15 protein-coding genes are annotated in these 16,763 nt (G+C 74.9%); 5 read left to right on the forward strand and 10 right to left on the reverse strand.

The window, feature by feature from the left end:
* Positions 1–71: 71 nt before the first annotated feature.
* Positions 72–437 carry a DUF3499 domain-containing protein gene (locus ACQUFX_RS19565; protein ID WP_428961806.1) on the reverse strand — a complete coding sequence of 122 codons (366 nt, stop codon included), beginning with the start codon at positions 435–437 and terminating at the stop codon, positions 72–74.
* Positions 438–646: 209 nt separating this feature from the next.
* Between ACQUFX_RS19565 and ACQUFX_RS19570 the strand changes: the two genes are divergently transcribed.
* On the forward strand, positions 647–1,096 hold the full coding sequence (locus tag ACQUFX_RS19570) for a metallopeptidase family protein (protein WP_067372917.1): 450 nt from the start codon (positions 647–649) through the stop codon (positions 1,094–1,096).
* A 34-nt stretch (positions 1,097–1,130) separates the two neighbouring features.
* On the opposite strand, the gene ACQUFX_RS19575 is transcribed toward ACQUFX_RS19570, so the two are convergent.
* The 4 genes from ACQUFX_RS19575 to ACQUFX_RS19590 form a co-directional block, all read right to left on the reverse strand.
* Positions 1,131–1,388: a WhiB family transcriptional regulator gene (locus ACQUFX_RS19575; protein WP_007455784.1), complete on the reverse strand. Its 258-nt coding sequence runs from the start codon at positions 1,386–1,388 to the stop codon at positions 1,131–1,133.
* Positions 1,389–1,907: 519 nt separating this feature from the next.
* On the reverse strand, positions 1,908–2,174 hold the full coding sequence (locus tag ACQUFX_RS19580) for a phospholipase (RefSeq protein WP_428961807.1): 267 nt from the start codon (positions 2,172–2,174) through the stop codon (positions 1,908–1,910).
* Between the two features lie 174 nt (positions 2,175–2,348).
* A complete protein-coding gene (locus ACQUFX_RS19585; RefSeq protein WP_428961808.1) occupies positions 2,349–4,877 on the reverse strand; it encodes a bifunctional FO biosynthesis protein CofGH in 2,529 nt (842 codons plus the stop codon).
* 123 nt (positions 4,878–5,000) lie between these two features.
* Positions 5,001–6,083 (reverse strand): hypothetical protein, encoded by a 1,083-nt coding sequence (locus tag ACQUFX_RS19590; protein WP_428961809.1) that lies wholly within the window; start codon positions 6,081–6,083, stop codon positions 5,001–5,003.
* 100 nt (positions 6,084–6,183) lie between these two features.
* Between ACQUFX_RS19590 and cofD the strand changes: the two genes are divergently transcribed.
* A complete protein-coding gene (gene cofD / locus ACQUFX_RS19595; protein ID WP_428961810.1) occupies positions 6,184–7,167 on the forward strand; it encodes a 2-phospho-L-lactate transferase in 984 nt (327 codons plus the stop codon).
* Entirely contained in the window at positions 7,164–8,252 is a 1,089-nt protein-coding gene (locus ACQUFX_RS19600; RefSeq protein ID WP_428961811.1) for a coenzyme F420-0:L-glutamate ligase, read from the forward strand. The genes cofD and ACQUFX_RS19600 overlap by 4 nt, the downstream gene beginning before the upstream one ends.
* A 94-nt stretch (positions 8,253–8,346) precedes the next feature.
* Here the strand turns inward: ACQUFX_RS19600 and ACQUFX_RS19605 are convergent, their stop codons facing one another.
* Both ACQUFX_RS19605 and ACQUFX_RS19610 read right to left on the reverse strand, forming a co-directional pair.
* Entirely contained in the window at positions 8,347–9,348 is a 1,002-nt protein-coding gene (locus ACQUFX_RS19605; RefSeq protein WP_428961812.1) for an ArsR/SmtB family transcription factor, read from the reverse strand.
* Positions 9,349–9,663: 315 nt separating this feature from the next.
* Complete coding sequence (locus tag ACQUFX_RS19610) at positions 9,664–10,722, reverse strand: hypothetical protein (protein WP_428961813.1); 1,059 nt, start codon at positions 10,720–10,722, stop codon at positions 9,664–9,666.
* A 114-nt stretch (positions 10,723–10,836) separates the two neighbouring features.
* Between ACQUFX_RS19610 and ACQUFX_RS19615 the strand changes: the two genes are divergently transcribed.
* Positions 10,837–11,400: an NUDIX hydrolase gene (locus ACQUFX_RS19615; protein ID WP_428967007.1), complete on the forward strand. Its 564-nt coding sequence runs from the start codon at positions 10,837–10,839 to the stop codon at positions 11,398–11,400.
* Between the two features lie 55 nt (positions 11,401–11,455).
* Here the strand turns inward: ACQUFX_RS19615 and ACQUFX_RS19620 are convergent, their stop codons facing one another.
* Both ACQUFX_RS19620 and ACQUFX_RS19625 read right to left on the reverse strand, forming a co-directional pair.
* Positions 11,456–12,547: a mannose-1-phosphate guanylyltransferase gene (locus tag ACQUFX_RS19620; protein WP_428961814.1), complete on the reverse strand. Its 1,092-nt coding sequence runs from the start codon at positions 12,545–12,547 to the stop codon at positions 11,456–11,458.
* Positions 12,548–12,615: 68 nt separating this feature from the next.
* Complete coding sequence (locus ACQUFX_RS19625) at positions 12,616–13,761, reverse strand: glycosyltransferase family 4 protein (RefSeq protein WP_428961815.1); 1,146 nt, start codon at positions 13,759–13,761, stop codon at positions 12,616–12,618.
* A gap of 151 nt (positions 13,762–13,912) precedes the next feature.
* Between ACQUFX_RS19625 and ACQUFX_RS19630 the strand changes: the two genes are divergently transcribed.
* On the forward strand, positions 13,913–14,602 hold the full coding sequence (locus ACQUFX_RS19630; RefSeq protein WP_428961816.1) for a TIGR03089 family protein: 690 nt from the start codon (positions 13,913–13,915) through the stop codon (positions 14,600–14,602).
* 153 nt (positions 14,603–14,755) lie between these two features.
* Here the strand turns inward: ACQUFX_RS19630 and ACQUFX_RS19635 are convergent, their stop codons facing one another.
* Positions 14,756–16,738, reverse strand: coding sequence for an acetoacetate--CoA ligase (locus tag ACQUFX_RS19635; protein ID WP_428961817.1), 1,983 nt, complete (start codon positions 16,736–16,738; stop codon positions 14,756–14,758).
* Positions 16,739–16,763 lie beyond the last annotated feature (25 nt).

Raw genomic sequence — 16,763 nt, forward strand, 5'->3', positions numbered from 1 at the left:
TCGCCTCACCCGCCGGGCGGCGGGCCCCCGGAATCCTGGCACGCCCGGGAGAGGCGGGTGGCGGAGGGGGTTCAGTGGTGCGGCGGGATCACCCGGAGGTGTCCCCGGCGGCCGGTCTGCGGGTTGGCCGGCAGGGCCTGGTCGTCCTCGGGGGGACGGGGAGCCGGACGGGCGGCCTCCCGGACCGCCTCGGCGAGGGCCACCAGGTCGTCGGTGGTGGGCGGCGGGGGCTCGAACTCCCCCTCGTGCCGGACGACGTCCCAGCCCCGGGGGGCGGTCAGGCTCCGGGCGTGCGGCTCGCACAGGTCGTACGTGTGCGGCTCGGCGAACGCGGCCAACGGCCCGACGACGGCGGTCGACTCGTTGTAGACATAGGTCAGGGTGGCGACTGCTTGCCGGGGGCAGCCGTTACGGGAGCAGCGCCGTGGTGACCTCACGGCGGCAGGGTATCTCCATTACCGGGTCCGGCGCACTGGTTCGCGTTGCGACACGCCCGTCATGGTGATCACAATTCGTACTCGGTCCGGCCGCGATGCGCATCGGGCTGGTCGCCGGGCCGGCCGACGCCCCGCCGGGACCGGTGCCGGCGCGCCATCGGCACGCCGCAGCAGCAGGCCAGCCCGGTACGGGAGCTACCCTGTGCCTCATGACGAGCCCGGAACACCGCCGCCCCGGCTCCCGCCGGCGCGCCCACCGGGACCGGCACGGTCGCGGGCTGCGCGGGCGGCTGGTTCCGGCGACCGTGCCGCTGGCGCGGACCAAGGCGGAGGTCTTCGACGACCTGGTGCTGGACACCGTGGAGACCCTGGAACGCCGGTTCGCCAAGGAGCTGGCGGGGGTCGAGTTCGCGGTGGAGGACGTCCCGCCGGATCTCAACGTGTACGACTCCGACGTGCTGGAGGACGGCGAGGTTCCGCTCGCCCGGCTGCTGCCGGGGCGCCCCGGCCGGCAGGAGGTGCCGCCGCGCATCGTGCTCTACCGGCGACCGTTGGAGTTCCGGGCCATGGACCGCGAGGATCTCGCGGATCTCGTCCATGACGTGATCATCGAGCAGGTGGCGAACCTGCTGGGCGTCGACCCCGACGAGTTGGCCTGAGCCGGGCGGCCCCCACCGCCCTGGCCCGGCTCGCTCAGGCGGCCCGCCGCTTGAGCTTGCGCCGCTCCCGTTCCGAGAGCCCGCCCCAGATTCCGAACCGCTCGTCGTGGCCGAGCGCGTACTCCAGGCATTCCGTCTTGACCTCGCAACGCGAGCAGATCCGCTTCGCCTCGCGGGTCGAACCGCCCTTCTCGGGAAAGAACGCCTCCGGGTCGGTCTGCGAGCAGAGCGCTCGCTCCTGCCACTCCGGCGCGTTCCCGAGCAGGTCGGCCACCTCCAACTGGCCGTCCATCAGTTGCCTCCTTGTCGCGCACCGGCGTCATCGCCGCTGCAACCCCCCACGCGAAAGGCGTGCTTGTCCGTCCGATCCCGATTTGCTGCGATCGGTGTGAACAACCCCATTCAAATTACACGCGTGTAATGCGTGCGCCGTCAAGCCGAACTTGATAATGGGAGTCGCCCTCCTGACACCACGCCGGGCGGCCATCCGAGCCGTCCCGGCCTCGCAACCTGCCCTATCGATTCAGACCCCGCACGAGTAACGCCCTCCCCGGCGAGTTGCCCGAGTTTTCTCCTGTGGCGCGACCTCCCCCAACCCGCCGAAACCATCGACATCCACCCATCGGATGGTGTTCCGCGCGGCACCGGAGGGGCACCCTGGAACGTGCCGACGACCGGCCCGCCAAGATCACCAGCCTTGGTGGCAAAGGGTAACGCGAGCGGCCCCGTAGCGCTCGTCCAGCCGCAAACGCCGATCGCGCTCCGTCCACATGGTGGACGGAGCGCGGTGGTCGGGACGGGGTGCCGCAGCTCAGCGCGGCCCGGCCGGCCCGCTGGCGGGCCGGCCGAATTCGGCGACGACACCACCGAGGACCGGGACCGTGCCGGCCGGCGTGTCGTCGTCCCACCAGACGGTATGGACACCGGCCGGCAGGTCCGGGTAGGCAGCGCTGTGGAAGGTGCGGTCACGGACCTTCCGCTCCCGCACCGCCGAGTGGGCACGCGGCTCGCCCGGCCGGTCCAGCCGACTGATTTCGATCTCCCGACCGAGCCGGTGCCGTCCGGTGCGGACGATCAACGGGCCGGCAGCGAAACCCCCAGGTCGGGGACGACACTTCCGCGCTCGACCCCGGCGTCACCGCCGCCGCCCCGCGACGCGACGATCCCTGCGGGACACCCGGCGGCGGCCCTCGCCCCGGCCGCCGCCGGCATCCGGTGGTACGGCCGGCGGCGGGAAAAGGTTCGACGTCTCCTAGCGGGCGTGGCCGTACGCGGTCGTCCGCTGACGGGCCGGCCGTCCGGCGGCCGTGGCGATGGCGGCCAACTGCTCCTCGGTCCGCGCCGACCCGTTGTCGGAACCGGCCATCCGGGAGATCGTCTCCTCCATCAGGGTGCCGCCGAGGTCGTTGCAGCCGCCCTGGAGCATCGCCACCGTGCCGGCGTCGCCCAGCTTGACCCAGGAACACTGGATGTTGTCGATCCGGCCGTGCAGCAGCAGCCGGGACATCGCGTGCACCGCCCGGTTCTCCCGCCAGGTCGGCCCGGGGCGGGCGATGCCGGCGAGGTAGATCGGCGCGTTGGTGTGCACGAACGGCAGCGCCACGAACTCGGTGAACCCGCCGGTGCGGTCCTGCACCCCGGCCAGCACCCGGAAGTGCGCCAGCCACTGCCCGGGGTGGTCGACGTGGCCGTACATCATCGTGGAGCTGGACCGGATGCCCAGCTCGTGCGCGGTGCTCACCACCTCGACCCAGGCGGCGGCCGGCAGTTTGCCCTTGGTCAGCACCCAGCGGACCTCGTCGTCGAGGATCTCGGCGGCGGTGCCCGGGATGGTGTCCAGCCCGGCCGCGCGCAACTGCGTCAGCCACTCCCGCACCGGCACGCCGGCCTTCGCCGCCGCGGTGACGATCTCCATCGGGGAGAAGGCGTGCACGTGCATCCCCGGCACCCGGGCCTTGATCGCCCGGACCAGCTCGGGATAGATGGTGACCGGCAGCTTCGGGTCGATCCCGCCCTGGAGGCAGACCTCGCTCGCGCCGGCCGCCCAGGCCTGCTCGGCCCGCTCGGCCACCTGCTCGACGGAGAGCCGGTACGCGTCGGCGTCCCGCTCCCGCTGGGCGAAGGCGCAGAACCGGCAGCCCACGTAGCAGACGTTGCTGAAGTTGATGTTCCGGTTGACCACGTACGTCACGTCGTCGCCGACGGTGTCCCGCCGCACGTCGTCGGCGATCCGGCAGAGCTGGTCGAGGGCCGGCCCGTCGGCGGCGAAGAGCGCCAGCGCCGCCTCGGCGTGCCGGGGCTCCAGCAACGCCGCCGGATCGTCGGCGGCCAGCCGGAGCCCGGCCCGCAGGTCGTGGTCACCGGCCCCGACCGGCGTGCCGGTCGGCCCGGCGGGGTCGCTCGCCCGGGCCTGGCCGGCGACGGTGGACCAGTCGCCGTAGACGTGGTCGAAGTCGCCGCGCCGGTCGCCGGTGCGGCCGGTGCTGTCGATGGTGACGTGCAGGTCGGTCCGGCCGCCGTAGCTCTCGTCCGGCTCCTGCCAGGGCCGCCCCACCGGTCGCGCGGACTCCACCGCCAGCCCCGTCTCCGGGTCGGCCAGGGCGCTCACGTGCGGCAGCAGCCGGGGATCCAGCCACGGGTCGCCGGCCCGGACGTACTCCGGGTAGATGGTCAGCCGCTCCCGCAGGGTGAAGCCGGCGCGGGCGGTCTGCCGGGCCAGCTCGTCCAGGTGCGGCCAGGGGCGTTCCGGGTTGACGTGGTCCGGGGTCAGCGGGGACACCCCGCCCCAGTCGTCGATCCCGGCCCGCAGCAGCAGGTCGTACTCGCCCTCGATGAGGTTCGGCGGGGCCTGGATGCGGGCCTTCGGGCCGAGCAGCACCCGGGCCACCGCCACCGTGGCGGCCAGGTCGTGCAGTTCGGCGTCGGGCATCCCGCGCATCGCGGTGTCCGGCTTGGCCCGGAAGTTCTGCACGATCACCTCCTGGAGGTGGCCGTACCCGCGCTGCGCCCGCCGGATCGCGAAGAGGGCGTCGACCCGCTCGGCGAGGGTCTCGCCGATGCCGATCAGGATGCCGGTGGTGAACGGCACCCCGACCCGGCCGGCGTCGTCGAGCACCCGCAGCCGGACCGCCGGCTCCTTGTCCGGCGAGCCGAAGTGCGGGCCGCCGGGCTCCGACCAGAGCCGGGTGGCGGTGGTCTCCAGCATCATCCCCATGCTCGGCGCCACCGGCTTGAGCCGTTGCAGCTCCGACCAGGAGAGCACCCCCGGGTTGAGGTGCGGCAAGAGGCCGGTCTCCTCCAGCACCGCCACCGCGCAGGCGCGCAGGTAGTCCAGGGTGGAGTCGTAGCCGCGCTCGTCCAGCCAGCGCCGGGCCGCCGGCCAGCGCTCCTCCGGCCGGTCGCCGAGGGTGAACAGGGCCTCCTTGCAGCCCTGGGCGGCCCCGGCGCGGGCGATGTCGAGCACCTCGTCCCGGTCGAGGTAGGGCGCCGGCAGCCGGTGCGGCACCGTGGCGAAGGTGCAGTAGTGGCAGCGGTCCCGGCAGAGCCGGGTCAACGGGATGAAGACCTTCTTCGAGTACGTGACGACGCCGGGGCGGCCGGCCGCCAGCAGGCCGGCGTCGCGGACCCCGGAGGCGATCCGGAGGAGTTCCACCAGTTCCTCGCCCCGGGCGCAGAGCAGGGCCGTCGCCTCGGCCACGTCCAGCGCCCGGCCGGTCTCGGCACGGTGCAGGGCGCGGCGGATGCTCCCCGCCGTCGGGCCGGGCTCGGTGCGGTCAGCCATTCCGACAGCCTATTCCGAGCCTCCCCCGGTGGCCGGCACCCGCCCACCCACCGGCACCGGGGCCGGTGGGTGGGCGCGGAGATCAGCCGGAGTCGCGGGGATGCGCGACGGCCGCGCCCGGGGTCACTCCGGGTCGGGGCGGGAGGTGAACGGCTGGGTCCGGTCGTCGTCACCGTCCCGGCGCGGGAGCGCCTCGGTGGCGTCGGCCGGTCGCGGCGTCGCCGTCCCGGTGGCGTCGGTGGACTGCCGGGGGATCGCCTGGGTCGGGTCCGCCGAGGGCGGCTGCCCGAACGGCGGGGCCGGCGGGGAGGACGGCGCCGGGGCCGGCGGCCACTGGCCGGACGGCGGGGCCGAGGGGATCTCCGAGCCGGTGGGCTGCCCGGGGAAGGGCGGGCCCGACGGGGGCGGGCCACCGAACGGCGAGGCCGGCTGCGGGGCGGAAGACGCCGTACCGAACGGCGGGGCGGACTGCGGGGCCGACTGCCCGGCGGCCGGCGGGGCCCCGAACGGCGGGGCGGACTGCGGCGGGGCCCCGAACGGCGGGGCCGAGGCGGGCGACGGGTTCGGGCCCGGGTACCCGTACTGGCCGGCGGGCGGGTAGCCGCCCGGCTGGCCGGCGGCGGGGTAGCCGCCGGGCTGCTGCCCCGGGGCGCCGTACCCGCCCGGCTGCTGCGGCCAGCCGGGCTGGGGCTGGCCGTACACGCCGGGCTGCGGCTTGGGCTTCGGCACGTGGTAGAGGGCGCGCCAGACCTGGTACACCACGAACGCCCCGACCGCGAAGAGGGCCAGCCAGGCGACCCGGGTGAGCACGCCCAGCAGGACGTCGAGGACCGCACCGGCGGCCAGCCGGCCGACCGACCAGATCAGGAAGGTCAACGCGCCGAGCACCCCGGCGAACGCGTACTCGGCCAGCGCCACCTGGGTGATCAGCTTGGCCTTCGGCACCACCGGCTGGATGTGGGTGGCCAGCAGCACCGCGAGCACCGGCAGCACGCTCGACTCGAGCCCGACGAAGGTGAAGTAGGTCTGGCCGGCGCGATTGGTGAGATCGCCGTAGTTGACCGGTGCCAGCAGCCGGATCAGGCCGACGAAGAGCAACACGGCGTTCGCGCCGAGGAACACGAGCGCGCCGAGTTCGCGTAGTGGCTTGGTCACCTGGCTGGCCTGCGTCGCGCCGCTGGGCGCGGACTCGGCGGGGCTGGTCACGGACTCCCCCTCGAAGGGCTTGGATGGACAGGTGCGGAGTGAGCCTAGTCTCTCCGGACGGCACCAGCCCGGCGGCGTCGCGTACGCGAGGATGGACCCCATGCGCATCGTGGTTCTGGCCGGCGGCATCGGCGGGGCGCGGTTCCTGCTCGGTGTCCGGGCGTACGCCCGCGAGGTCGGCGCCGAGGTGACCGCCGTGGTCAACGTCGGCGACGACCTGTTCCTGCACGGCCTGAAGGTCTGCCCCGACCTGGACAGCGTCATGTACACCCTGGGCGGCGGCGCCGACCCCGAGCGGGGCTGGGGCCGGGTCGACGAGACCTGGACGGTCCGCGCCGAGCTGGCCGCGTACGGCGCGGAGCCGACCTGGTTCGGTCTCGGCGACCGGGACCTCGCCACCCACCTGGTCCGCACCACCATGCTCACCGCCGGGTACCCGCTGCACGCGGTGACCGAGGCGCTGGCCGCCCGCTGGCAGCCCGGCGTCCGGGTGCTGCCGGCCACCGACGACCGGCTGGAGACGCACGCGGTGGTCAGCGGCACCGGCGACGGGGCCGACGCGGCTGCCGGCGGGGCCGACCCGGGCCAGCGGGCGATCCACTTCCAGGAGTGGTGGGTACGGTACCGGGCCCGGATCGACACCCACCGGTTCGTCTTCGTCGGCGCGGACGCGGCGAAGCCGGCCCCCGGCGTGCTGGACGCGCTCGGCGCCGCCGACGTGGTGCTGGTGGCCCCGAGCAACCCGGTGGTGAGCATCGCCCCGGTGCTGGCCGTGCCGGAGCTGCGCACGGCGGTCGCCGACGGGCCGGGGCGGGTCGTCGGGGTCTCCCCGATCATCGGCGGGGCGCCGGTGCGGGGCATGGCCGACCGCTGCCTGGCGGTGCTCGGGGTCGAGTGCAGCGCCGCCGGGGTGGGCCGGCTCTACGGCGCCCGCGGCGCCGGTGGGCTGCTCGACGGGTGGCTGGTCGCCGAGGAGGACGCGCAGACGGTGGTACCGGGGGTGACGGTCGGCGCGGCACCGTTGCGGATGACCGACGAGGCCGCGACAGCGCGGATGGTGCGGGCCGCATTGGAGTTGACGTGAGGCTGGAGATCCTGCCGGTGCTGGGCATCGGCGACGTGACCGAGGGCGACGACCTGGCCGAGCTGGTCGGCAACGCCGCGCCCTGGCTGCGCGACGGGGACGTGCTGGTGGTCACCAGCAAGATCGTGTCGAAGGCGGAGGGCCGGCTGGTCGACGTGCCGGCCGACGGCCCGGAACGGGTCGCCGCCCGGGACGAGGTGCTGGCCGCCGAGACCGCCCGGGTGGTGGCGGCCCGGGGCGCGACCCGGATCGTGCAGACCCACCACGGGTTCGTGATGGCCGCCGCCGGGATCGACGCCTCGAACGTCGCCAAGACCCAGTTGGTGCTGCTGCCCCGGGACCCCGACGCCTCGGCCCGCGCGCTGCGGGCCGCCCTGCGCGAGCGGTACGACGTGGACGTCGCGGTGATCGTCAGCGACACCATGGGCCGGCCGTGGCGCAACGGGCTGACCGACGTGGCGCTCGGGGTGGCCGGGATGGCGGCGCTGCGCGACCACCGGGGTGAGGTCGACCCGTACGGCAACGAACTGAGCCTGACCCAGATGGCCGTGGTGGACGAGTTGGCCGGCGCGGCCGAACTGGTCAAGGGCAAGTGCGACCAGGTGCCGGTGGCGGTGGTCCGGGGGTACCTCGGCGCGCAGCGCGACGGGGACGGCGCGGGTGCGGCGACCCTGGTCCGGGACGCCGCGCTGGACCTCTTCTCGCTCGGCACCGCCGAGGCGACGACGGCCGGGCTGCGCGCGGCGGCCACCCTGGCGGACCGCCCCGGCACGACGCCGCCCGACCCGGCGGCGGTGTCCCGGGCGATCACCGCCGTGGCCGGGGCGGTCGCGCCCGGGACGACCTTCACCCTGGTCACCGACGAGGAGGTACGCGCCCGGCTGGTGGCCACGCTGCCCGACTGGCCGGCCGGCGCGACGGCGCTGGTCCTGGGCGCCCCGGCCGGCCCGGCGCACCCGGCCGGCCTGATCCGGTTCGGGGCCGACCTGCACCGCCTTCGGGCCGCCCTGGCCGCCGAGTCGGTGCCCTCGGTCCTGCTGCCCCCGCCCGCCGGCAGCACCGCCGGCGCCGTCCTCGCCCTCTGACGAGGCTTCTCCGACGGCCGAGCCGGCGAGGGCTCCCCCGGCGAGGGCCCGGCGGGTTGTCCTGCGTGCGCCGGCCGGGATGGCGTCCGGGTGGTCAGGCGTCCAGGACGGCCCGGCCGAGCGGGGTCAGCGTGTGCAGGACGGTGTTGCGCTCCCGGTGGCTGATCAGCAGGCCGGCGTTGCGCAGCACGGTGGTGTGCTGGCTGGCCGCCGCCGGGGAGATGTGCAGGCGGCGGGCGAGTTCACCGGTGGTGCAGCCGGCGTCGGTGACCTCCAGCACCGCCGCCCGGGTCCGGCCGAGCATCGCCGCGAGCGCGCTCCGGCCCGTGCCCGCCCCGGCGGGGGTGCCCTTGCCCGGTCGCTGGACCAGCGCGCCGAGCCGGTCCACCGGGTAGACGAGCACCGGTGGGAGGGCCGGGTCGAGCAGGGCGACGGGGGTGCCCGCGCAGAAGAACGAGGGCACCAGCAGCAGGCCCCGCCCGGCCAGGTGCAGCTCCCGGTGGCTCGGGTAGTCGGGGACCTCCAGCACCCCGGACTCCCATCGCATGACCGGCCGCAGGCTGGTCAGCAGTCCCTCGACCCCGCCGTCGAGCAGGGCGCGGGCCCGCCGGGCCCGGTCGGCCTCCACCACCGCCTGGATCGAGGCCCAGTACGGGTTGATCGCCAGCGACCCGTACCGGCGCATCGAGTCGGTCAGCTCCCGGACCGCCGCCGGCTCGCCCCGGGCCAGCGGCCCGGCCGCGTCGGGCAGGTCGGTGCCGGCGGCGAGCAGGGCCAGGTCCCGGCCGAGGACGCTGCCGGGGGTACGCCGGACGGCCGCCAGCCCCGCCTCGAACCCCTCGATGCTCTGGTACGGGGTGAGGAAGTCCGGGAAGTAGCCCCGGGGCGGGGCCAGCGCGAAGAGCAGCCGTAGCCGTTCGGCCTCGCCGCTGCGGCGCAGCCGGTCGACCACCGTCCGGCGCCAGCCGGCGGTCAGCGGGTCGGGGGTGCGCTCCTGGAGGGCGTGCAGGCTGAGGACCAGCTCCCAGACCGGGTCCGCGCCGGGTGCCACCCGGGTCCGGAGGATGTCCTCGCCGGAAAAGACGATCTTCAGCATGGAGGGGCTCCCGTGGGCGTCCGATCCGGGCAGGGATCCGCGACCGTGTGCACTGTACCGCCCGGCACTAATCTCCATCTTTAAGCGTGGACTGAAAAACCTCGACGCCCCTCGGGCGGGTTCGGCATGCTCAGACTGCCCGCCACGGCCGGCGCGTCGCTGCGCGTACGGTCGCCGGGTTCGCCGGGGGTCGGGGAGGCGCGGCGGTCGGGTGGCACACGAGGGTCTGCGGCCCTTACTCCGCAGGGGTGTCACCCGACGCCCGCCAGCCGCCCCGCCAGATCCCGGCCGTGCGGCGCGCCGCCGGCACCACGCTCAGGCCACCCAGAGCGCGATCCGGTGGTCCTCGTCGGTGACGTAGTAGCACCGGCCCGCCACCTCGGCGACCCCCTCCACGTGGTGGAACGGCGCGAGATCGGCGACCACCTTCCCGGGGAGCAGGTGCCCCGCCCCCGCGCCCGGGTCGGCGACCCCGTCGTCGAGCCGGAACCGGACGTGCCGGGAGGTGACGTACCCGCCCTGCGGATGGTCGTCGAGCAGCACCGAGCCCTTGCCCAGCGCGTCGATCGAGCCGATCACCGCCGCGTACGCCCCGTCGTCGCTGGGGGTGATCGCGCGGAAGCCGGTGAGCGCGCCGGGCGGGGTCACCCCGGTCAGCACGTACGTGCGCAGTACCCGGGGCCAGGCGGGCGCGGGGCCGAACATCTCCGGCAGGCCGGCCACCTCGACCAGCACCGGCTCACCGTCGCAGGTGACCGGGAAGCGCAGCCCGAGCAGGACCGTGCCGGCCGGGGTGAAGGCCGCCGCCTCGATGTTGATCGGCAGGTCGTCGGGGGCGAGCCGGGTCGCCCAGCGCTTCGCCCGCGCGGTACCCCGGGCCACCGTCTCCACGATGAACCGGTCCCGTACCCGGTCACCGGGCGGCAGGGTGGCCAGGTCGGCGGCGGCCAGCGCGTCGTTGACCAGCCGGTGCAGCCGGAACCGGTTGCGGACCACGTGCACCGGCAGCACCCCGCCGGCCGCGTCGTCCTCCCGGAACCGGGCCACGAAGGCCCGCCGGGGCCGCAGCGGGCCGGCCTTGGAGCCGAAGTGCGAGCCGAGGACGTACACCCAGCCGTCGTGGTGGGCCAGCGCCTCGCCGTCCTCGGTACGGCCGTTCTCCCCGCCCGCGTCGGCGACGACGTGCCGGGCCACCCACTCGCCGTCGGCGAGTTCCAGCAGCAGGGCCAGGCTCTGCTCCACCGGGCCCTCGTCCAGCACGACCCAGAAACCCTGCCGGGCCCCGTGCGCGCGGAGCAGGGCCGCCGAGCGGACCGGCAGCAGGTCACTGGCCTCGTTACCGGCCACCACGAACTCCACCAGGTGCAGGCTCATCGCGCCAGGGTACGAAGGCGGGGCGAATAGGGTGTCCGGGTGCCCGACACCGCTGCCGCCCGGCCCGGCCACCCGACGCCCCGGCCCGCCCCCGCCACCGACCCGTACGCCCCGTTGCACGCCGACGCCGTCGCGCTGCTGAGCGGCTGGACGCCGACCAGCCCGGCCGCCGCCGAGGCCCGCGACCGTACGCTGGACCTGCTCGCCGCCGGGCCGGTGGTGATGACCCGGGAGCACCCGGCCGGCCACCTCACCGCCAGCGCGCTGGTCCTGGACGCGACCGGGACCCGGGTGCTGCTCTGCCTGCACGGGAAGATCCACCGCTGGGTGCAGCTCGGTGGGCACTGCGAGGCCGGCGACCGTACCCTGGCCGGCGCCGCGCTGCGGGAGGCCACCGAGGAGTCCGGGATCGCGGGGCTGCGGGTCGACCCGGTCCCGATCGACGTGGACGTGCACCGGGTCCGGTGCGGCGGCGACTCGGCGCACCACGACGTCCGCTTCGCGGTCCTCGCCCCGCCGGACGCGGTCGAACGGGTCAGCGCGGAGTCGTCGGCGCTCGGCTGGTTCCCCCCGGGTGAGCTGCCGCAGCCGCTGGCCGACGCCACCGCCCGACTGGTCGGTCCGGCCCTGGCCGCGCTGGACCGGGCCGCCTTCGAGCCGCCCCGACCGACGGGCTGACCGCCACGGGTGCCGGCGACCGCCCCGGCCGACAGGCGGGCGGTCGCCGGGCGGCTCAGACCAGGCCCTCCTCGCCGCGCTCCTTCAACTCGTCGACCAGCGCCTTGACCTCCTGGGCCCGGTCACGGGGGCAGACCAGCAGCGCGTCCGGGGTGTCCACCACGATCACGTCGTGCAGCCCGAGGACGCTCACCAGGCGACCGGACTGCGGCACCACCACCAGACCGGTGCTGTCCCGCAGCAGCACACCGGGCTTGGCGTCCGGGCCGAGGACGACGTTGCCGTCCGCGTCGGCCGGGATCACCTCGCCGAGGGTGTGGAAGTCGCCCACGTCGTTCCAGCCGAAGTCACCGGGGACGGTGGCGACCCGGCCGGCCGTCGCCGCGCCCTCCATCACCGCGTAGTCGACGGAGATCTTCGGCAGGGTGGGCCAGACGGTGCCCAGCACCTCGTCCTGCTCGGGGGTGCCCCAGGCCGCCGCGATCGCGGTGACGCCCGCGTACAGGGCGGGCTGCTGACGGGCCAGTTCGGCCAGGAAGACGTCCACCCGCCAGACGAACATGCTGGCGTTCCAGAGGTGCCGCCCGGAGCGCAGGTACGCCTCGGCCACCTCGGCGGCCGGCTTCTCCTTGAACTCGGCGACCGGACGCAGTGGACCGTCCCCCGTCGGGGCACCGGTCTCCAGGTAGCCGTACCCGGTCTCGGGGCGGGTCGGGGTGATCCCGACGGTCATCAGCAGCCCCTGCTCGGCGCCGCGCACCGCCTCCCGGACCGTCTCCGCCCAGCGCCCCGGGTCGCCGATCAGGTGGTCGGCGGCGAAGGAACCCATCACCGCCGTCGGCTCGCGCAGGGCGATCACTGCGGCGGCCAGCGCGATCGCCGCGCAGGAGTCCCGGGGTGAGGGCTCCACGAGGATGTTCTCCTCGGGCACGCCGGTCAGTTGGCGGGCCACCGCTGCGGCGTGCGCCGCCCCGGTCACCACCAGCGTGCACTCGGGCGTGGTCAGCGGAGCCAACCGGTCGACGGTCGCCTGGAGCAGCGAGGCCGAGGTACCGGTGAGCGGGTGGAGGAACTTGGGGTGGCCGGCACGGGACAGCGGCCACAGACGTGTGCCGCTCCCCCCCGCCGGAATGACGGCGTAGAGCATCACCACATCATGCCCGAACCACCACGGTACGGACCGTCTCTCGCGTACCGGCCCGGCGGCGTCGCGGCTCAGGACCGCGCCCGGCTCCACGCCGCGATGTGCACCTCGGCGCTGGAGGTCCAGGTGAACTCCTTGGCCCGGTCGAAGCCGGCCTTGGCCAGCGTGAGCCGCCGAGACTCGTCGTCGAGCAGGTCGACCAGGTCGCGGGCGATCTGGTCCGGGTTCTCGCTGGTGTACGCGACCGCGTCGCCGCCCACCTCGGGCAGCGACAGCCGGGGCGTGGTGAGCACCGGCGTGGCGCAGGCCATCGCCTCCAGGATCGGCAGCCCGAAACCCTCCCCGTAGGACGGGTAGGCGGCGAGCAGCGCGCCGCCGAGGAAGCCGGGCAGGTCGGCGTAGCGCAGGTAGCCCGGCCGCAGCAGCCGCAGGTGGGACGGGACCTCCGCCACCGCCCGGTCGATCTCGTCGTCGTGCCCCTGGCCACCGGCGACCACCAGGGCCGGCGGGTCGGGCCGGTCGGCCACCGCGCGGGCCCAGCCCCGGATCAGATTGGGTACGTTCTTGCGCGGCTCCTTGGCGCCGAGGAAGGCGACGTAGCTGCTGCCACCGAGCCCGAGCCGGGCGCGGACCCGGGCCTTCTCCTCCTCGCTGGGGGCGTGGAAGGCGGAGTGGTCCACCCCGTGGTAGGCCACGTCGATCCGGGTCGGGTCGGCGTCGAGCAGCCGGATCAGCTCGTCCCGGGTGGCCTTGCTCGGCACGATCACCCGGTCGGCGCGGCGCAGCGAGGTCTTGATGGCGCTGCGGAAGAAGGTCCGGCGGGACTTGTCGTAGTGCTCCGGCTCGGTGAAGAAGGTCGCGTCGTGCACGGTGACCGTCACCGGACAACCAGCGCGCAACGGGCAGGTGTAGAAGGGCGAGTGCAGCACCTGCGCGCCGACCTGCTGGGCCAGCAACGGCAGGCCGGTCTGCTCCCAGGCCAGCCGGGCGGGTCGGTGGGCGACGGCGGCGGGGGCCGGGATGATCTCCGCGCCGGGCAGCATCCTGGTGTACCGCTCCAGGTCGGTGCGGAGGCTGACCACGGCCAGATCCACACCCGACCCGCAGACCTTGCCCAGGGCGCCGAGCAGGCCGTCGACGTAGCGACCGACACCGCCACGGTCGGCGGGGACGCTCGTGGCGTCGATGAGCACGCGGGGCGGGCGGCCGGCGGTCACGGGGCGACTCCTAGCAACTTCGCGGATGTGGGGAACAACACTTCGGGCAAGCCTACGCCGCTGCCGGGTACGGGTGCTGACTGCGACCCGACCGTACGCCGACTTGTCGTTGTCAACAGATACGCACCCTGGCCGCGTATCGTTCGCGGCGATGGTCGACAACATTGCCCGGGTGTTCGCCGACGCGATCGCGCCCGACCCCGCCCGCCCCCTGCTGACCTGGTACGACGACGCCACCGGCGAGCGCACCGAGATCTCCGGCGCCACCTGCGCGAACTGGGTGGCCAAGACGGGCAACCTGCTCGTGGACGAGGTCGGCGTGGCGCCCGGCGATCCGGTCGGGGTGCTGCTGCCGCCGCACTGGCAGACCGCTGCGGTGCTGCTGGGCTGCTGGTCGGCCGGGCTCACCGTGACCCGGGAACCGGGGCCCGTCGAGGCGCTCTTCGCCGCCGCCGACCGGGTCGCCGAGGCCGGGGCATGGTCGGCCGGCGAGCGGTACGCCCTGGCGCTCGCCCCGTTCGCGCTGCCGCTGCGCGAGGTGCCGGCCGGCTTCGCCGACTACGTGATCGAGGTACGCGGCCACGGCGACCACTTCACCCCGTACCCCTCCGGTGGCCCGGACGACGCGGACCTGCTGGGCCGGGCGGCGTCCCGGGCGGCGGAGCTGGGCCTCAGCCCCGGGGCCCGGGTGCTGGTCGACGCGGCCCGCTACCCGGACCCGGTCGACTGGCTGCTGGCCCCCCTGCTCTGCGGCGCCAGCATCGTCCTCTGCGCCAACCTCGACCCCGCCACCCTCCCCACCCGCACCCACACCGAGAAAACCACCCACACCCTCCCCTGACCCCTGCCCCGCCCTCCTCCGCCGCCACCACCGGACGCGGCGATCTTGCAGTTCCGGCCCCTGATTCAGGTCTTTTGCACCTTCTGCCCGGCACGCAAGTGCAAGATCGCCGGAGCGGGGGCGGGGGTAGGGGGCGGGGCGGGTTGGGGGGGGTCAGGCGGGGGTGGGGGTCGGGGGGCGGCGTTGGGCGAAGGCGGCGAAGGCGGTGAGGGAGTCGGGGTTGGCCAGGGCACCGGTGGCGGCGGCCGAGTCGACCGGGGTACCGGTGAGGATCCTCTTGACCGGGACCTCCAGCTTCTTCGCCGAGAGGGTACGCGGCACGGCACGGACCTGGTGGATCTCGTCGGGCACGTGCCGGGGTGACAGGGCGGTACGCAGTTCGCGGCCGATCGTGCGGCGCAGGTCGTCGTCGAGGGTCAGCCCCTCGGCGAGCACCACGAAGAGCAGCAGCTCCCCCGCGCCGCCCTGGTCGTCCTCCAGGTGCACGACGACCGAGTCGACGACCTCGTCCAGGCCCTCGACGACGGAGTAGAACTCGGCGGTGCCGAGCCGGACGCCGCCCCGGTTGAGGGTGGCGTCGGAGCGGCCGGTGATCACGCAGCCGCCCCGCTCGTTGATGGTGATCCAGTCGCCGTGCCGCCAGACGCCCGGGTACACGTCGAAGTACGCCTCCCGGTAGCGGGCGCCGTCGGCGTCGTTCCAGAAGCCCACCGGCATGCTCGGCATCGGCGCGGTGATGACGAGTTCGCCCAGCTCGCCGACGACCGGGGTACCGTCGGCGGAGCGGGCCTCCACCTTCGCGCCGAGCGCCCGGCAGGCGATCTCCCCGGCGTGCACCGGCAGCAGCGGCACCCCACCCACGAAGCCGGTGCAGACGTCCGTGCCGCCGGAGAGGGACTGGAGCTGGAGGCGGTCGCCGACGGCGGAGTACACCCAGGTGAAGCCCTCGGCGGGCAGCGGCGCGCCGGTCGAGCCGACCCCGCGCAGCGCGGACAGGTCGGCGATCTCCCTCGGCACCAGGCCGGCCTTGCGGCAGGCCAGCAGGAACGGGGCCGAGGTGCCGAAGTACGTGGTGCCGGTGCGCTCGGCCAGCCGCCACAGCTCCCCCAGGTCGGGGTGGCCGGGGTTACCGTCGAAGAGCACGATCGCGGACCCCACGGCCGGCCCGGAGACGAGGAAGTTCCACATCATCCAGCCGGTGGTGGTGAACCAGAGGAACCGGTCGCCCGGACCGAGGTCGTGGTGCAGGGCGAGCATCTTCAGGTGTTCCAGCAGGATGCCGCCGTGCCCGTGCACGATCGGCTTGGGCAGCCCGGTGGTGCCGGAGGAGTAGAGCACGTACAACGGATGGTCGAACGGAACCGGCGTGAAGGTCAACGGCTCGTCGGTCGCCGCCGCCAGGTCGGCCCAGCCGATCGCCCCCTCGGGCGGGGCGCCGGCCGGATCGAGGTACGCGATCGAGACGGTGTGCGCCAGCGACGGCAGCGCGGCCCGCACCGCGGCCACCTCGGCGCGCCGGTCGACGGGCTTGTCGCCGTACCGGTACCCGTCCACCGCCACCAGCACCGTCGGCTCGATCTGCCGCCACCGGTCGGTGACGCTGCGGGTGCCGAACTCGGGCGCGCAGGAGGAGAAGACCGCGCCGAGGCTGGCGGTCGCCAGCAGCAGCACGTACGTCTCGGGGATGTTCGGCGCGTACGCGGCCACCCGGTCGCCGGGGCCGACGCCGAGCCGCCGCAGCCCGGCCGCCACCCGGCGGACCTGCTCGCGCAGGTCGGCGGCGGTCAGCGTCTCCGGCGCCCGGGTCTGCCCGTGGGCGACCACCACCGGGTCGTCGTCGGCCAGCCCCGGCATGCGCAGCACGTTCTCGGCGTAGTTGAGGGTGGCCCCGGGGAACCAGCGGGTGCCCGGCATCGCCGGGTCGGTCAGGGTCGCCGTGGGCGGGGTGTGCGCGACGACGGCGAAGTGGTCCCAGACCGAGCGCCAGAAGGCGTCCAGGTCGGTGACCGACCAGCGCCACAGCTCGGCGTAGTCGGCGAACTCCAGCCCGTGCCGCTCCCGAAGGAAGCGCAGGTACTCCCCGATGCGGGACCGGTCGCGTACGTCCGCCGGCGGCGTCCAGAGCACGTCACCCACAGTGTCACCCTCCTCCAGGCCCCGT

Origin of the sequence: Micromonospora fluostatini (genome assembly GCF_050410825.1) — a bacterium.
Taxonomy (GTDB): domain Bacteria; phylum Actinomycetota; class Actinomycetes; order Mycobacteriales; family Micromonosporaceae; genus Micromonospora; species Micromonospora rosaria.